The sequence below is a fragment of the Cobetia sp. Dlab-2-AX genome (genome assembly GCF_024124625.1).
Lineage (GTDB): Bacteria > Pseudomonadota > Gammaproteobacteria > Pseudomonadales > Halomonadaceae > Cobetia.
The window spans coordinates 20,421-37,542 of record NZ_JAMXRV010000005.1 but is presented as its reverse complement, the minus strand read 5'-3'; the positions used below and the strand labels follow the sequence as shown (position 1 = coordinate 37,542).

Sequence of the window (17,122 nt, the reverse complement as noted above, 5' to 3'; positions counted from 1 at the left end):
ATGTCACTGGAGTGCGCTGGACACCTTCTCGATCTCTCGCGTCCGCGGGTGATGGGGATTCTCAACGTGACGCCGGACTCCTTCTCGGATGGCGGTCGCAGCACGACCCTGGATGCCGCGCTGCGCAATGCCGAGCAGATGCTGGTCGATGGTGCCGCGATGATCGATGTCGGCGGTGAGTCGACGCGACCCGGGGCGACGCCGGTCAGCACCGAGGAAGAGCTTGAGCGAGTCTGCCCGGTGGTGGAGCGGCTGGTGAGCGAGTTGGGCGCCTTGGTGAGCATTGATACCAGCAACCCGCAAGTCATGCGCGAAACCGCACGGCTGGGGGCCGGCATGATCAATGACGTGCGGGCGCTGAATCGAGACGGCGCGCTCGAGGCTGCCGCTGACAGCGGGCTGCCTGTCTGTCTGATGCACATGCGCGGCGAGCCGGGCACCATGCAGCAGGATACGCATTATGCTCAGTCCATCGAGCAGGAAGTTCGTGCGTTTCTGGCGACGCGTATCGCGGCCTGTGAGGCGGCGGGCATCGCGCGTGAGCGACTGCTGCTGGACCCCGGCTTCGGCTTTGGCAAGTCACTGCAAGACAATCTGCGCCTGTATCACCGCATGGCGCAGTTGCATGAATTCAACCTCCCGCTGCTGATCGGCACGTCACGCAAGAGCATGATCGGCAATGCCCTCGGGCGCGCGGTAGAGGATCGCTTGGCTGGTAACCTGGCACTGACGGCATTGGCCGTTCGTGACGGGGCCAGACTGTTTCGCGTTCACGACGTGGCCCCGACTGTCGACGCTGTCGACATGGCATGGGCCGTGCTACAGGAAGGCACGATACGATGAGTCGACGTTATTTTGGTACGGATGGTATTCGCGGCACGGTCGGGGAATTCCCCATCACGCCAGACTTCATGCTCAAGCTGGGCTGGGCGGCAGGCCGCGTATTCGCCCGTCACGGCCGTGGCAAGGTATTGATCGGCAAGGACACGCGCATCTCGGGCTACATGTTCGAATCCGCGCTCGAGTCCGGCCTTTCGGCAGCGGGCGTCGATGTGTCCCTGCTCGGTCCGATGCCGACACCGGGGATCGCCTATCTGACGCGTACCTTCCGCGCCGATGCCGGCATCGTCATCTCGGCCTCCCACAACGCCTATCCGGACAACGGCATCAAGTTCTTCTCCGCGGCCGGCACCAAGCTGGACGATGCGCTGGAAGCCGAGATCGAAGCCGAGCTGGACCGCGACATCGTGATCGTCGGCCCGGATAGCCTGGGCAAGGCGTCACGCATCCAGGATGCGGCCGGCCGCTATATCGAATTCTGCAAATCCACGCTGCCGGGCCGTCTGGGCCTGCACGGCATGAAGGTGGTGCTGGATTGCGCGCATGGTGCGACCTATCACATCGCGCCAAACGTCTTCCGTGAGCTGGGTGCCAAGGTCAGCGTCATCGGCGGTGAGCCGGATGGCCTCAACATCAATCAGGGTGTCGGCTCCACGCAACCGCAGGCGCTGCGTGCGGCCGTCATCGAGCAGGGCGCCGATCTGGGCGTGGCCTTCGATGGAGATGGTGACCGCCTGATCCTGGTCGATGCCGATGGCCGTGTCATCGATGGTGACGACATCCTCTACATGATCGCGCGTGACCGTCACGAGCGCGGTGTGCTGGGCGGTGGTGTCGTCGGCACCCTGATGTCCAACTTCGGTCTGGCGGCTGCGTTGGAAGGCCTGGGAATTCCCTTCGAGCGCGCCAAGGTCGGTGACCGCTACGTCATCGAGCGTCTGGAAGCCAATGGCTGGCAGCTGGGCGGCGAATCCTCCGGTCACATCGTCTGTAGCCATATCCAGAGCACCGGCGATGGCATCGTCTCGGCGCTGCAGGTGCTGGCGATCATGGCGCGTGAAGAGTGCTCGCTCAGCGAATTGCTGGTCGGCTTCGAAAAGGCTCCCCAGGCGCTGATCAATGTGCGTCTGGCGCCGGGTTGCGACAACAAGGCGCTGATGGCGGCGGATGCCGTGCAGGCCGCCGTGGTCGAAGTGGAGCAGACGCTGGGCAACGAAGGGCGCGTGTTGCTGCGCCCCAGCGGCACGGAACCGCTGATTCGTGTCATGGTCGAAGGGCGTCCACACTTCGATGTCGATGCGCTGGCGGGTCAGATCGCCGCGACGGTCGAATCCAGCATGTCGGCGTGATGCGCTGACAGGACAGCTCGCCGGGGTGACGGTTCACGTCGCCGAGTGGTCGGGTTGCACAGGACGACAACAGGCGCCGAGTGCGCCTGTTGTCGTTTCTGGCAGTTGCCCCGAGCCTGATCGTGCCGGATCACGGGGCTTGACAGGGGTCGCGAAGGTTGTCAGTCAAGGGCGGCTCCATTACCATCCTCGCACTGCTCACAAGGGAGAAGCACATGCGTACACCGCTGATTGCCGGAAACTGGAAGATGAATGGTGATCTTGCCCTGGTCGATGAGTTTGCCCAGGGCCTGCAGGCGGCTGAGCTGCCGCAGGGCATTCAGGTGGCGCTGGCAGTGCCTTTCCCTTATCTGAGCGCCGCTCGCGCGAGCATGCCTGTGAGCGTGGCGCTGGCGGGGCAGACGCTGAATCCGGCGAGCGAGGGTGCCTTTACCGGCGAAGTAGCGGGTCAGATGCTCAAGGATGTCGGTGCCGCGATGGTGCTGGTCGGCCACTCGGAGCGTCGAAGCCTGTATGCTGAAGACGATGCGGCGGTACTGGCGCGTGTCGAGGCGGCGCTTGCCGCTGGGCTCATACCGGTGCTGTGTGTCGGTGAGACGCTCGAGGAGCGTGAAGCCGGTGACACGGAGCGTGTCGTGCTGGGGCAGCTGGAGGCGGTGCTCTCCGCGCTCTCCGCCGATGCGCGCACGCGTCTGGTCGTCGCCTATGAGCCCGTCTGGGCCATCGGTACCGGGCGCACCGCCTCGCCCCAGCAGGCGCAGGAGGTCCATGCGGCCATTCGCGCGCGCCTGGCCGAGTGGTCTGCCTCGCTCGCCGAGGCAATGCAATTGTTGTACGGCGGCAGCATGAAGGCTGCCAATGCCGCCGAGCTGCTTGCGCAGCCGGATATCGACGGCGGTCTCGTGGGCGGTGCCTCGCTCCAGATCGACGAATTCCTAGCCATTTGCCAGTCTGCAGGTTGAATCTCATGCAAGTAGCCGTTCTGATGGTCCATGTGGTACTCGCGGTCGCGCTGATCGTGCTCGTCCTTCTCCAGCAGGGCAAGGGTGCCGAAGCTGGCGCTGCCTTTGGTGGCGGTGGTGCTTCCCAGACCGTTTTCGGGTCCAGCGGTAGCGGCAACTTCCTCGCGCGCTTCACGGGTGTTCTGGCCGCGGGCTTCTTCGCGACCTCTCTGACACTGGCCTGGTTCGCATCCAATGCCAACCAGCCGTCAGCCGAAGCGGGCATTCCGAATGCCAGCGTGATCGAGCAGCAGAAAAATTCACTGCCATCACTTGACGACTCCGAGGAAAGTGTGGAGAATACGTCGCCAGTGCTTGAGGAAAGCGGCAACGCAAACCAACCAGCACTCTAAGGAATTCAAGGCGTTAACTTTGAATTCTTCCGGGTAACGTCTCAGGCGATACCCGCCCCGTGCCGAAGTGGTGGAATTGGTAGACACGCTATCTTGAGGGGGTAGTGACCTTACGGTCGTGGGGGTTCAAGTCCCCCCTTCGGCACCATCTTGTTAGATCGATTGGCAGTCTGGACGCAACTCTGCCACCTTGGAAAGACGTCATTCCTTGACCTCCTTTTTCGGTGACATTACCATCGTCCGACTATTGTTGCGGGGTGGAGCAGTCTGGTAGCTCGTCGGGCTCATAACCCGAAGGTCATCGGTTCAAATCCGGTCCCCGCTACCAAGTTTCTTGAAAGGCCCCTTCCTATGAAGGGGCTTTTTGTTAGCACCAGTGCCAATCAGCCACCTAGCTCTCTTCTCTACTCCCGGTCAGGTGCCTGATGCAACTGCTGTAGGAGCCTCGTCTGTGTCAACCAAGGACGCTGCGCTTAACGCGCTCATCGATCCAGTCGTCTCTGCTCTGGGCTTCGAGCTCTGGGGTATCGACTATCTCTCCCAAGGCAAGCAGTCCCGTCTGGTGATCTATATCGACCATCCCGATGGCATTACCGTGGACAACTGCGCAAGCGTCAGTCGTCAGGTGGGTGCCGTACTGGATGTCGAAGACCCCATTACCGGTCAGTTCCAGCTTGAAGTCTCGTCTCCAGGCATGGATCGTCCGTTGTTCACGCTTGACCAGTACGAGCGCTACATCGGTCACGTGGTGGCACTGCGACTTCGCCAGGCCTTCGATGGCCAGCGCAAGTTCCAAGGGCTGGTGACTGGCACCGAAGACGGTGATGTCGTGATCCGGGTCGATGAAGAAGAATACTGCTTTCCCATTGAAAGCATCGACCAGGCACGCATTGTGCCGCAGTTCAAATAACTGACGTTGTCGGCACACCGCTCGCGTTGCGAGCCCGGGTCGATGCGCAAGGACAGGTTTCTGGCGAGGCAAAGTCATGAGCAAAGAGATTCTGCTGGTCGTTGACGCCATCTCCAACGAGAAAGGCGTGCCGCGGGATGTGATTTTCGAAGCCGTCGAAGTGGCATTGGCTTCGGCGTCACGCAAGCGTTTCGATCAGGAAGAGGCGGATATCCGCGTCAAGATCGATCGTGTCACCGGTGATTACGCGACCTACCGTCGCTGGACCGTCGTCGAAGACGACGAGTTCGAGACGCCGGACTACGAGATCAAGGCCAGCATCGCCGAACAGCGCGAAGAGCCGCTGGCGCTGGGTGCCGTGGTCGAGAAGCAGATCGAATCCGAAGCGTTCGGTCGCATCGCTGCACAGACCGCCAAGCAGGTCATCGTGCAGAAGGTGCGCGAGGCCGAGCGTGCGGAAGTGGTGCGCCTTTACGCCGAGCGTGAAGGTGAGCTGGTCGCGGGTATCGTCAAGAAGACGACACGTGATGGCCTCATCATCGATCTGGGCGACAACGCCGAAGGCTTCCTGCCGCGCGGTGAGATGATTCACGGCGAGCGCTACCGCTTGAATGAGCGGGTTCGTGCCCTGCTGTGGAAAGTCGACGCGGATGCTCGTGGTTCTCAGCTGATCCTGTCGCGTACGCGTCCTGAGCTGATCATCGAGCTGTTCAAGATCGAAGTCCCGGAAATCGCCGAGCAGCTGATCGAGATCAAGGGGGCTGCCCGTGACCCGGGTTCGCGCGCCAAGATCGCGGTCAAGAGCAACGACAAGCGCATCGATCCGATCGGTGCCTGTGTCGGCATGCGTGGTTCACGCGTGCAGGCCGTGTCCAATGAACTGCGTAACGAACGCGTGGATATCATCCTGTGGGATGACAATCCTGCCCAGCTCGTCATCAACGCCATGGCACCGGCAGATGTCGGTTCCATTCTGGTCGACGAAGACACCCATTCCATGGATGTCGCTGTCGCTGCGGACAACCTGGCCCAGGCCATCGGTCGCAGCGGTCAGAACGTTCGTCTGGCCAGTGAGCTGACCGGTTGGCAGCTCAATGTCATGACCGAGGCGGAAGCCGAGGGCAAGCGCGAGCAGGAAATCGACAGTTTCGTCGAATATTTCATCACTCATCTCGAGATCGAAGAGGATCTAGCCCGTGTCCTGGTGGACGAGGGCTTCACCTCACTCGAGGAAATCGCCTATGTCCCGCTCGAGGAAATGCTCGAGGTCGAGGGCTTTGACCAGGATCTGGTCGAGGAGCTGCGCGCTCGGGCCAAGGATGAACTGCTGAATCTCGCCATCGCCACTGAAGAGCAACTGGACGGCGCACAGCCGGCCGAAGACCTGCTCAACATGGAAGGCATGGAAAGTCATCTGGCATACATCCTGGCCAGCAAGGGTATCGTCACCATGGAAGACCTTGCTGAGCAGGCCATCGATGATCTGAAAGACATCGAAGGCGTCGACGAAGAGCGAGCAGCGGCGTTGATCATGACCGCCCGCGCGCCCTGGTTCGCAAGCGAACAGTAACTAGGTCACGGGCTCAGGAGGGTCGTACATGTCAGAAATGACAGTCAAAGAATTCGCCAAGAAGGTGGGCCGCGAGTCAGCCCGCCTACTGGAACAGATGCACGAAGCGGGTCTGAAGCACAAGTCAGAGAACGACGCCGTCTCTGAGGTCGACAAGCAGAAGCTGCTGGATCACCTCACCAAGAGCCACGGTGGTGGCGCCGCTCCGGCAGCGCCCAAGAATCGCATTACCCTGACCCGCAAGACCAAGTCTCGTATCAACACGGGCGGCGGTCGCGGCAAGTCCATCGAGGTGCAGGTGCGCAAGAAGCGTACCTACGTCAAAGAGGACGAAGAGCAGGCTGCAGAAGCCCCGGCTGCTGCACCGGCTGCCGCTGCTGAAAAGCCGGCGGCTGCGCCGCAGCGTGAAGAGCGTCGTGGCAACGACAACCGTCGCGAAGAGCGTCCACGTCAGAGTGCACCGGCTGCTGTCGCTGCACCGGTCGCCGACGCTGCGCCGGAAGTCAATGCGCCGCCGAAGGAGCCGCGTGGTGATGCACCGCGTCGCGCCAAGGCTGCGCCGCGTGATGACTCACGCGATCGTCGCGAAGCCCGTGAAGATCGTAGCGAACGCAAGCGTGGCGGGGCCAAGAAGGTCAAGCGCGCCGAGCGTCGCGGTGGTCGTCGTGGTGGCCGTGATGCCAACCGTCAGCCGCCGAAGCCGGTTCAGACCTTCGTCCGTGAAGTCTCCATTCCTGAGTCCATCTCAGTGGCAGACCTCGCCGACAAGATGGCCGTCAAGGCGTCTGAAGTGATCAAGACCATGTTCAACATGGGCGCTGCGGTCACCATCAACCAGACGATCGATCAGGAAACCGCGACCATCGTGGTCGAGGAAATGGGCCACACGCCCAAGCTGATCAAGGATGACGCACTCGAGACAGCCGTTCTCGAAGGCATCTCCTACGAAGGTGAGCAGATCACCCGCGCGCCGGTCGTTACCGTCATGGGTCACGTCGACCACGGCAAGACCTCGCTGCTGGATTACATCCGTCGCACCAAGGTCGCCACAGGTGAGGCAGGTGGTATCACCCAGCACATCGGTGCCTACCACGTCGAACACGACAACGGCGACATCACCTTCCTGGATACCCCGGGCCACGCGGCGTTTACCGCCATGCGTGCTCGTGGTGCCAAGGCGACCGATGTCGTCATCCTGGTGGTGGCTGCCGATGATGGCGTGATGCCGCAGACCATCGAGGCTGTCGAGCACTCCAAGGCCGCGGGTGTCCCGATGGTCGTGGCGGTGAACAAGATCGACAAGCCGGGTGCTGATCCGGACCGCGTCAAGAACGAGTTGTCCCAGCACGGTGTCATCTCCGAGGAATGGGGTGGTGATACCCAGTTCGTCCACGTTTCCGCCAAGACCGGCGAGAACATCGACGCGCTGCTCGAAAGTGTCCTGCTGGTCTCCGAAGTTCTCGAACTTCAGGCCGTGCCGTCCGCGCCGGGTAAAGGCGTCGTGGTCGAGTCCCGTCTCGACAAGGGCCGTGGCCCGGTCGCGACCGTGCTGGTCCAGAACGGTACGCTGAAGAAGGGTGATATCGTCCTCGCCGGCCTGCATTACGGCCGTGTGCGTGCGCTGGTCAATGAGCTCGGCAAGCAGGTCGATTCCGCGGGCCCGGCCATGCCGGTCGAGATCCAGGGGCTGGGTGGCACGCCGGACGCCGGTGAAGAGTTCACCGTGGTTCCGGACGAGAAGAAGGCGCGTGAAGTCGCCAACTTCCGTCAGGGCAAGTACCGCGAAGTGCGTCTGGCACGTCAGCAGAAAGCCAAGCTGGAGAACATGTTCTCCCAGATGGGCCAGGACGAAGTCGCCAAGGTCAACGTCGTCCTCAAGGCCGACGTGCAGGGGTCTCTGGAAGCCATCCGTGGCGCGCTGGAAGAACTCTCCACCGAAGAAGTCAAGGTGGCCGTGGTCTCTTCCGGTGTCGGTGGTATTACCGGTACCGATGCCAACCTGGCACTCGCTTCCGAAGCGATCCTGGTCGGCTTCAACGTCCGTGCTGACGCCTCCGCGCGTGAGATCGTCGAGCGTGAAGGTCTGGATCTGCGCTACTACAGCGTCATCTACCAGCTGATCGACGAGGTCAAGCTGGCCATGTCCGGCATGCTGGCTCCGGAATTCCGCGAGCAGATCGTCGGTGTCGCCGAAGTGCGCGATGTCTTCAAGGCTCCGAAGATCGGTGCGATCGCCGGTTGCATGGTCGTCGAAGGCACCATGTACCGCTCCAAGCGCATCCGCGTGCTGCGTGACAACGTGGTCATCTATGAAGGCGAGCTGGAGTCCCTGCGTCGCTTCAAGGATGACGTCAACGAAGTCCGCAACGGCATGGAATGTGGTATCGGCGTCAAGAACTACAACGACGTGCAGGTTGGCGACAAGATCGAGGTGTTCGACCAGATCCAGGTCGAGCGCTCGCTCTGATAGCGCCCCTGCAAGGAGAGATCACGGATGCGTGAATACAGCCGTACTGACCGCGTGGCGGACCAGATCCAGCAAGAGCTCGCGCTGTTGATTCAGCGCGAGGTCAAGGACCCGCGCCTTGGCATGCTGACGGTCAGCGCCGCCAAGGTCAGCCGCGACCTGTCCTACTCCGATGTCTACGTGACCCTGCTGGGTGACGACAGCCCGGAACGCATCAAGGAGAACCTCGCCGTGCTCAAGCGCGCGGCAGGTTTCCTGCGCTCCCAGCTGGCGCGCACCATTCAGCTGCGTCATGTACCGGAACTGCGCTTCCATTACGATGAGAGCGTCGTTCGTGGCCATCACCTTTCCTCGCTGATCAACGATGCGGTCGCCGACGATCGCAAGCGCAGTGCAGAACGTGGTGATGACGACAGCGAAGACGGTGCCCCGGGCACCACGCCGGACGCCTGATGGGCCGTCGTCGTCGCGGCTTGCCGATCGATGGCGTACTGTTGCTGGACAAGCCCAAGGGCATGTCCAGCAACTATGCGCTTCAGAAGGCTCGTCGCCTCTACCAGGCGCAGAAGGCCGGTCATACCGGAACGCTCGATCCGATGGCGACCGGCTTGTTGCCGATCTGCCTCGGGGAGGCGACCAAGTTCTCCTCGCATCTTCTCGAGGCAGACAAGGTCTATCGGGCACGGATCAAGTTTGGCCAGGTCACCGATACCGGTGATGCGGAAGGCACGGTGATTCGCGAGCGGGAGATTCCCGAGATTGCGCAGGCCGAGTTGGACGCGGTGCTGGACAGGTTCCGTGGCGAGATAGATCAGGTACCGCCGATGTACTCCGCGCTCAAGCACCAGGGACGTCCGCTCTACGAGCTGGCACGCCAGGGGGTTGAAATCGAGCGTGCAGTTCGTCGCGTTACCATCTACAATATGTCGCTTCTTGCGCGGCACTCCGATGGCATCGAGATCGAAGTGGCGGTCAGCAAGGGTACCTACATACGCAGTCTGGCCGAGGATATCGGCGAGGCGCTGGGCTGTGGAGCCCACCTCACGGCACTGCGTCGTCTCAAGACGGGCCCGTTCACGGGTGATGCCATGCTGGATTTCGAGCGCCTCGAGGCGCTGGCTGATCAGCAGGCACGTGAAGGCGTTCTGTTACCTGTCGACATCCTGCTCGATCATCTCCCGCGTCTCGACATCACTGCCGAGATGGCGCGGATGATCTTGCGTGGTCAGCAGGCCGAAACGACGACAGGGTCGCTGGAAGTGGATTCCCTGGCTCGTGTGTATCAGGACCAGCAGTTGCTCGGGCTGGTCCGGATTGCGGCGGAGGGCGTCATCGCTCCTCGCCGACTGCTCAGTTCTGCCGTCGAGGCGGCGGCTGGGTGAGCTGATTGCGGCCTCGCCGCAAGCCGCATGAAGACTGCAAATATGCGTGGTCTTCGACATTTCCAATCTATCAAGCATATTGCTTACTGGAGAGACAGATGGCACTTACCGCTGAGAAGAAGGCTGAGATCGTTTCCGAATTCGGCCGTGGCGAGAACGACACCGGTTCCCCGGAAGTTCAGGTTGCTCTGCTGAGCGCCAACATTGATGGCCTGCAGGGTCACTTCAAGGCCAACAAGCAGGATCACCACTCCCGTCGTGGTCTGATCCGCATGGTCAACCAGCGTCGCAAGCTGCTTGACTACCTCAAGCGCAAGGACTTCGAGCGTTACACCGCTCTGATCCAGCGTCTGGGTCTGCGTCGCTAATCAGCGATGTTGCCGCCATGTACTTCGGTGCATGGCGGGCCCCCGGTGGGCACAGGAAAACCGACACTGCCTGCGGGCGGTGTCGGTTTTTTTGTGCCTGATACCGAGGTGATCCGAGCTTCAGGACTGAGATTCGACCCTCGCCGCAGCCCGCTTGTCGCGTGGGATCCACTCGCTTTTCATTGCCTGTGACGCGCTTTACCATGAGCGCCTGGCATCGATGACCATCAGATTAAAGGACATGCGCCGTGAACCCGGTAACGCACAGCTTCCAGTACGGTAATGACACCATCACCCTAGAGACCGGCCGCATCGCGCGTCAGGCGACCGGTAGCGTGATGGTGACCATGGGCAATACCTCGGTGTTGTGCACCGTGGTGGCCAAGGCGTCGCCGAAACCCGGCCAGTCCTTCTTCCCGTTGTCGGTCCACTATCAGGAGAAGGCCTACGCGGCGGGGCGTATCCCCGGCGGCTTCCTCAAGCGCGAAGGGCGTCCCACCGAGAAGGAAACCCTGACCTCACGCTTGATCGACCGTCCGATGCGCCCGCTATTTCCCGAAGGCTTCATGAATGAGGTGCAGGTGGTCTGCACGGTGATGTCGGCGGAGCGCAATGTCGACCCGGACATCGCGGCACTGCTTGGCACCTCAGCAGCGCTTTGCATCTCCGGTGTGCCCTTCGCTGGCCCCGTGGGCGCGGCGCGCGTCGGCTTCAGCGAGCAGCGCGGCTACTTCCTGAATCCCGGCTACAGCGAACTGGCGCATTCCGAGCTGGATATGGTGGTAGCGGGTACCGAGAAGGCCGTGCTGATGGTCGAGTCCGAGGCCCAGGAGCTGCTGGAAGACGAGATGCTCGGCGCCGTGCTCTATGGTCATCACGAGATGCAGAAAGCCATCACGGGGATCGAGACGTTCGCCGCCAAGGTCAATCGTCCCAAGTGGGCGTGGGTGCCGCAGAATCTCGACCGCGTGCTGGTCGAGGCGCTGGAGCAGAGCTTTGCCACCCAGATCGGTGATGCCTATCGCCTGAGTGACAAGATGGCGCGTCAGGACAGCCTGTCGGCGCTCAAGGCGCAGGCTATCGACCTGCTGGGCGCCGAGGATGATGCGCGCTTCAGTGTCGAGGCCGTCGCCACGGCCTTCGCGGCACTCGAGAAGCGTATCGTGCGTCAGCGAGTGATCGCGGGCGAGCCGCGTATCGATGGTCGTGATACGCGCACCGTGCGCCCGCTGGACCTGGCGGTGGGTGTGTTGCCCAAGGCGCATGGCTCGGCGCTGTTCACCCGTGGCGAGACCCAGGCGATCGCCACTGCCACCCTGGGGACCACGCGCGATTCACAGCTGATCGAAGGGCTGTCCGGCGAGAAGCAGGATCGCTTCATGCTGCACTACAACTTCCCGCCCTACTGCGTCGGCGAGACGGGCTTCATCGGCGCGCCCAAGCGACGTGAGATCGGTCATGGGCGTCTGGCGCGTCGGGGTATCGAATCCATGCTGCCGTCGCTGCAGGCTTTCCCCTACGCGATCCGTGTCGTCTCCGAGATCACCGAATCCAATGGTTCGAGCTCGATGGCATCCGTCTGTGGGGCCTCTCTTGCGCTGATGGATGCCGGTGTGCCGCTCAAGGCACCGGTCGCGGGTATCGCCATGGGGTTGGTCAAGGACGCCAATGGCGTCGCGATATTGACCGATATCCTCGGCGATGAGGACCACCTCGGCGACATGGACTTCAAGGTCGCGGGGACCGCGGAAGGCGTGACCGCGCTGCAGATGGACATCAAGATCGAAGGAATCGACGAGGAGATTCTTGAGCAGGCGCTGGAACAGGCCCTCGAGGCACGCCTGACCATCCTCGCGCAGATGAATGAGGTACTGGCCGCCAGTCGCCAGGAAGTCTCGGACAATGCCCCGGCGATGCTGTCGCTGAAGATCGCTCCCAACAAGGTGCGTGACGTGATCGGCAAGGGCGGCTCCACCATCCGCAAGATCTGTGAAGAGACCGGCGCCAATGTCGATCTCGACGACGATGGCAGCGTGCGCATCTATGCCGAGCACAAGGCGCAGGCACAGGCGGCTGCCAAATATGTCGAGGGCATCATTGCCGAGGCCGAGATCGGCAAGCTCTATGCCGGCAAGGTGGCGCGCATCGCCGACTTCGGTGCCTTCATCACCTTCATGCCGGGCACCGATGGCCTGCTGCACATCTCGCAGATCGTCGAGGAGCGCGTCAATGACGTACGTGACTATCTCAACGAAGGCGATGAGGTGGTGGTCAAGGTGCTCGACATCGACAACCGCAATCGCGTCAAGCTGTCGCTGAAAGAGATCAGCGAAGAAGAGAAGGCGGCCTTTGCCGCTGCTCAGGCTGAAGAGGCCGCCGCTCAGGACTGACAGATCGTCGCGGATCGTCCCCGCCCCGGTCTTGCCTGCTCTGCTTGAGAGGCGCACCTTCCCTTCCGGGCAAGAGAAAGCCCCCGCCGGGTCACTGGCGGGGGCTTTTGCATATCTCCCTGCTCGAGATTGCGCGAGCGGCGGGAGCTCAGGCGGTCGGCAGGTGTGAGCGATCAGCTGCGCTCGATGGCCAGCGCGACACCCTGACCGCCACCGATGCACAGGGTCGCCAGACCCTTCTTGGCATCACGCTCGATCATCTCGTGCACCAGCGAGACCAGCACACGGCAGCCGGAGGCACCGATCGGGTGGCCGAGGGCAATGGCGCCGCCATTGACGTTGACCTTGTCGACATCCCAGCCCAGCTCCTTGTTGACCGACAGAGCCTGGGCCGCGAAGGCCTCATTGGCTTCGACGAGGTCGAGGTCTTCCAGGCTCCAGCCGGCCTTCTTGAGGCACAGGCGAGTCGCCGGCGCCGGGCCGATGCCCATGATCTTCGGATCAACACCCGCGTTGGAGTAGGCCTTGATGGTCGCCAGCGGCGTCAGACCCAGCTCGCGTGCCTTGTCGGCGGAGCACAGCATGACCACGGCAGCGCCGTCGTTGAGCGCCGAGGCATTGCCGGCGGTGACGGTGCCGTCCTTCTTGAAGGCCGGGCGCATGCCAGCGAGTTTCTCGGCCGTGGTGCCGGCGCGCGGGTTCTCGTCGGTATCGAAGACGATCGGGTCGCCCTTGCGCTGCGGAATCTCGACCGGGACGATCTGGCCCTTGAAGCGGCCAGCTTCGATGGCTGCGCAGGCTTTCTGCTGAGAGGCGGCCGCGAAGGCGTCCTGGGCTTCACGGGTGATCTCGTATTTCTCGGCCAGATTCTCGGCGGTGATGCCCATGTGGATGTCATTGAAGGCATCCCACAGACCGTCGTGAACCATGGAATCGATCGCCTTCCAGTCGCCCATGCGCTTGCCGTCTCGCGAGTTGGGCAACACGTGCGGAGACAGGGACATGTTTTCCTGACCGCCGGCCAGAATCAGCTCGGCATCGCCGCAACGGATGGCCTGGGTGGCCAGGTGCAGCGCCTTGAGGCCAGACCCGCAGACCTTGTTGATGGTCATGGCGGGCACGCCTTCCGGCAAGCCTGCCTTGATGACCGCCTGACGTGCCGGGTTCTGACCGCATCCTGCTGTCAGCACCTGGCCCAGAAGCACTTCATCGACCTGATCGCCACTGACGCCCGTGCTGGCGAGGATATCCTTGATGACATGTGCGCCGAGATCCGCGGCGGAAATGCCAGCCAGGCTGCCACCGAAGGCGCCTACGGCGGTACGACGGGCTGCTACGATCACCACATCCTGCATCTGAACGCTCCTGTTCTCTTGCGAGACTGTCTGAGTCAATTGGCTGCGACTATGGCCATGCCATCAAGCGGGCGAGGCGCAGTCCTGCTGAGGTGAGATGCCAGCATAAGGCAGTTTTGTGCGGTGCGGCAATCGTCAAACGGCATCTCCAGTGTCAGCCTTTAGCCATACGTATTGGTTGCCCAGACGGCACGACGCCAGCGCTCTGGCAGGCAGGGCTGGCGTCGTGTTGGAGCGCTCGCGGCAGGCTCGAGGCCTGAATCATCAGCCCTCCGGGCGTAGAGCAGCAGGCAGCAAGGCGTGCTCAGGCCATCTGGACCGGGATGGCATTGGCTGTATGGCTGACCTCGTTGCCTTCCATCAGGTAGACCATGGAGGGCTTGTGCGCGTCCAGTTCGCTCTCGGCATAGTTGGCGAAGGCGCAGATGATCACGCGGTCGCCGACGTCGGCCTGGTGGGCTGCGGCGCCGTTCACCGAAATGATTTTCGAGCCTTCTTCGCCGCGAATGGCGTAGGTGGTGAAGCGCTTGCCGTTGTCCACGTTATAGATCTGGATCTGTTCGTACTCACGAATGCCTGCCATGTCGAGCAGGTCGCCATCGATGGCGCAGGAGCCCTCGTAGTTGAGGACGGCGTGAGTCACGCGGGCCATGTGCAGCTTGGCCTTGAGCATGATGGCTTGCATCAGGATGTCTCCAGTTGAGCGCCGCCGGGCGCAGATCTAGGCCCTGGGGTCAGGGCCATGGCGCGCATGGCGTGGCGGACAGTGCCACGCCAAGGTGCAAGGCGGCGCAGTCTAATCAGGCATCAGGCCACCGGCAAGGCGACCTTCAGGTTATCGAGCAGGCGTGTACGGCCCAGGTGTGCGGCGACCAGAATCACCGCCTCGCGCGTGACATCCTCGACTGGCCCCAGGTCAACCGCGCGGCGCAGTTCGAGGTAGTCCGGCTTGAAGCCGCTCTCGCTGATGGCGGCCAGGGCCTCGCGTAGCGCCACATCGCGTGCCACGCCCTGCTCAAGACGAGCTTTCAGGGCATCGAGGCACTGCTTGAGACGCGGCGCGATGGCGCGCTCCTGCTCACTCAGGTAGCCGTTGCGTGATGACAGCGCCAGACCATCCTCTGCACGCACGATGGGCACACCGATGATCTCGATGCCGAAATGCAGGTCGCGGTTGAGTTTGCGGATCACTGCCAGCTGCTGGAAGTCCTTCTCGCCGAAACAGGCGACTTCAGGGCGTACCAGATTGAACAGGATGCTGACGACGGTGGCGACGCCATCGAAGTGCCCCGGACGGTTGCCGCCGCACAGGCCTTCGGAAACGCCCGGCACCTGCACGTTGCACAGTCCGTCGCGACCCGTGGGGTAGAGTTCCGCCGTCGAGGGGGCAAACAGCAGGTCACATCCTTCGGCGGCCAGCGCATTCTTGTCGGCCTCGAGAGTGCGCGGATAACTGTCGAGGTCTTCGCCGGGGCCGAACTGCAGTGGGTTGACGAAGATGCTCGCGACGACCATGTCGGCGTGGCGGCGCGCTTCACGGACCAGCGACAGGTGGCCGGCATGCAGGTTGCCCATGGTCGGCACCAGGGCGATACGCAGGCCATCGCGGCGTGCCTGGGCGAGTTGCTCGCACAGGGCGTTGATCTGGGAGACGGTTTTCATCAGAAGCCGTGCTCCGGCGCCGGGAAGCTGCGCGTCTTGACCGCCTGGTGGTAGGCGGCGAAGGCCTCCTGCACGCTGCCGGCATCGCTCATGAAATTCTTGACGAAGCGCGGCTTGCGCCCGGGTGTCAGGTCGAGCATGTCGTGCATGACCAGGATCTGGCCATCGACGTCCACGCCGGCACCGATGCCGATCACCGGCACCTCGACGGCATCACGAATGCGCGCGGCCAGCTCGGACGGCACGCATTCGAGCAGGATGATGGCAGCGCCTGCGGCTTCCAGCGTGCGGGCATCGGTGATGATCTGCTCGGCGCGGGCCTCGTCACGACCCTGTACCTTGTAGCCACCGAAGGCATGCACGTGCTGTGGCGTCAGGCCCATGTGCACGCAGACCGGTACACCACGCTGGACGAGCGCAGTGACGGCATCGGCCAGCCAGGCTTCGCCTTCCACCTTGACCATCTCGGCACCGGCACGCATCAGACGCGCCGCATGATCGAGCAGGATGTCGGTGCTGGCATTGCTCATGAAGGGCAGGTCGGCCATCAGCAGGCTGCCTTGCTTGCCACGTGCCACGGCGGCGGTGTGGTAGCAGATGTCATCGATGGTGACGGGCAGGGTGCTGGTATGGCCCTGCAGGACCATGCCGAGAGAGTCGCCGACCAGCAGCACTTCAATGCCGGCATCGCTGGCAAGATGAGCAAAGGTGGCATCGTAGGCGGTGAGGCAACTGAACGTCTCACCATCGGCCTTGAGGCGGCGCAGGGTGCTCAGGGTGACGTTTTTCATCGGGACGCATACTCGTTGCGGCGCGTATGACGCGGCTGCCCGTGGCGTCGAGCAGCCGCGATCGCGGGAAGGCCGCCGAGGGCGGACTGCGAGCGACACGGGCCGGTGTTACCAGAAAGTGTTACCGCACAGGCCAAAGTGGGCACGACGGTAACAAGATGGCGAAACTCTACTCCTGAGGTCCGAGGGGGAGCAAGTCATCGCCCTCAACTCGAGACGCCAGTGTTTCGAGATTCTCCTCGCCTAGCACGCTGAGGCACTGCGGGCCCAGCAGGTCAGCCAACGGACGCATCACGAAACCACGATTGAGCATTTCGCGATGGGGCACGACGAGACGCGGCGTCGAGATCCTGCTGTCATTGTAGAGCAGCAGGTCAAGATCCAGTGTGCGGGGGCCCCAGTGACGCAGTCGCACGCGACGATGCTGCTGTTCAAGGGCTTGCAGCTGATCAAGCAGGGCGAGGGGGGACAGGCGGGTCGATAGCTCGGCGACGGCGTTGACGAAGTCGGGCTGGTCCTGCGGGCCGACCGGCTTGCTGGCATACAGGCGAGAATGTCGCGTGCAGCGGATCAGCGGCAGCCGGTCGAGAGCCTCAAGCGCGCGCTCCAGTTGAGCGCGCGGATCGTCAAGATTGGCACCGAGGCCAATCAAGGCTGTCGAAATCATGCACAGTTCCTGCGTGG

At 62.6% G+C, this 17,122-nt stretch carries 16 protein-coding genes and 2 tRNA genes; 13 read left to right on the top strand and 5 right to left on the bottom strand.

Annotation, left to right across the window (positions count from 1 at the left end; translation table 11 throughout):
* The 13 genes from folP (at position 1) to pnp (ending at position 12,630) form a co-directional block, all read left to right on the top strand.
* Positions 1-843 (top strand): dihydropteroate synthase, encoded by an 843-nt coding sequence (folP, locus tag NH396_RS09785; protein WP_253063593.1) that lies wholly within the window; start codon positions 1-3, stop codon positions 841-843.
* On the top strand, positions 840-2,189 hold the full coding sequence (gene glmM, locus NH396_RS09780) for a phosphoglucosamine mutase (RefSeq protein ID WP_176675927.1): 1,350 nt from the start codon (positions 840-842) through the stop codon (positions 2,187-2,189). Before folP ends, glmM begins: the two co-directional genes overlap by 4 nt.
* 215 nt (positions 2,190-2,404) lie before the next feature.
* Positions 2,405-3,151, top strand: a complete 747-nt coding sequence (tpiA, locus tag NH396_RS09775) for a triose-phosphate isomerase (protein WP_253063267.1) — start codon at positions 2,405-2,407, stop codon at positions 3,149-3,151.
* Positions 3,152-3,156: 5 nt separating this feature from the next.
* Positions 3,157-3,543, top strand: a complete 387-nt coding sequence (gene secG / locus NH396_RS09770; protein WP_253063265.1) for a preprotein translocase subunit SecG — start codon at positions 3,157-3,159, stop codon at positions 3,541-3,543.
* Positions 3,544-3,604: 61 nt separating this feature from the next.
* Positions 3,605-3,691: transfer RNA gene (locus tag NH396_RS09765), tRNA-Leu, on the top strand.
* 103 nt (positions 3,692-3,794) lie between these two features.
* Positions 3,795-3,871, top strand: a tRNA-Met gene (locus NH396_RS09760).
* A gap of 123 nt (positions 3,872-3,994) precedes the next feature.
* A complete protein-coding gene (gene rimP, locus NH396_RS09755; protein WP_175089040.1) occupies positions 3,995-4,453 on the top strand; it encodes a ribosome maturation factor RimP in 459 nt (152 codons plus the stop codon).
* Between the two features lie 76 nt (positions 4,454-4,529).
* Entirely contained in the window at positions 4,530-6,023 is a 1,494-nt protein-coding gene (gene nusA / locus NH396_RS09750) for a transcription termination factor NusA (RefSeq protein ID WP_253063263.1), read from the top strand.
* Positions 6,024-6,051: 28 nt separating this feature from the next.
* Complete coding sequence (gene infB / locus NH396_RS09745; RefSeq protein ID WP_253063261.1) at positions 6,052-8,490, top strand: translation initiation factor IF-2; 2,439 nt, start codon at positions 6,052-6,054, stop codon at positions 8,488-8,490.
* Between the two features lie 27 nt (positions 8,491-8,517).
* Positions 8,518-8,943: a 30S ribosome-binding factor RbfA gene (gene rbfA / locus NH396_RS09740; RefSeq protein ID WP_043333400.1), complete on the top strand. Its 426-nt coding sequence runs from the start codon at positions 8,518-8,520 to the stop codon at positions 8,941-8,943.
* Entirely contained in the window at positions 8,943-9,872 is a 930-nt protein-coding gene (gene truB / locus NH396_RS09735) for a tRNA pseudouridine(55) synthase TruB (protein ID WP_253063259.1), read from the top strand. Before rbfA ends, truB begins: the two co-directional genes overlap by 1 nt.
* A 98-nt stretch (positions 9,873-9,970) precedes the next feature.
* Positions 9,971-10,240, top strand: a complete 270-nt coding sequence (gene rpsO / locus NH396_RS09730) for a 30S ribosomal protein S15 (RefSeq protein ID WP_065392421.1) — start codon at positions 9,971-9,973, stop codon at positions 10,238-10,240.
* A 248-nt stretch (positions 10,241-10,488) separates the two neighbouring features.
* A complete protein-coding gene (gene pnp / locus NH396_RS09725; protein WP_253063257.1) occupies positions 10,489-12,630 on the top strand; it encodes a polyribonucleotide nucleotidyltransferase in 2,142 nt (713 codons plus the stop codon).
* A 173-nt stretch (positions 12,631-12,803) separates the two neighbouring features.
* Here the strand turns inward: pnp and NH396_RS09720 are convergent, their stop codons facing one another.
* The 5 genes from NH396_RS09720 to folK form a co-directional block, all read right to left on the bottom strand.
* Complete coding sequence (locus tag NH396_RS09720; protein WP_253063255.1) at positions 12,804-13,985, bottom strand: acetyl-CoA C-acetyltransferase; 1,182 nt, start codon at positions 13,983-13,985, stop codon at positions 12,804-12,806.
* 304 nt (positions 13,986-14,289) lie between these two features.
* Complete coding sequence (gene panD, locus NH396_RS09715) at positions 14,290-14,670, bottom strand: aspartate 1-decarboxylase (RefSeq protein ID WP_176675934.1); 381 nt, start codon at positions 14,668-14,670, stop codon at positions 14,290-14,292.
* Between the two features lie 122 nt (positions 14,671-14,792).
* Positions 14,793-15,647 (bottom strand): pantoate--beta-alanine ligase, encoded by an 855-nt coding sequence (panC, locus tag NH396_RS09710; RefSeq protein ID WP_253063253.1) that lies wholly within the window; start codon positions 15,645-15,647, stop codon positions 14,793-14,795.
* Positions 15,647-16,438: a 3-methyl-2-oxobutanoate hydroxymethyltransferase gene (gene panB / locus NH396_RS09705; protein ID WP_253063251.1), complete on the bottom strand. Its 792-nt coding sequence runs from the start codon at positions 16,436-16,438 to the stop codon at positions 15,647-15,649. The genes panC and panB overlap by 1 nt, the downstream gene beginning before the upstream one ends.
* A 169-nt stretch (positions 16,439-16,607) precedes the next feature.
* Entirely contained in the window at positions 16,608-17,105 is a 498-nt protein-coding gene (gene folK / locus NH396_RS09700) for a 2-amino-4-hydroxy-6-hydroxymethyldihydropteridine diphosphokinase (RefSeq protein ID WP_253063249.1), read from the bottom strand.
* Positions 17,106-17,122: the final 17 nt, after the last annotated feature.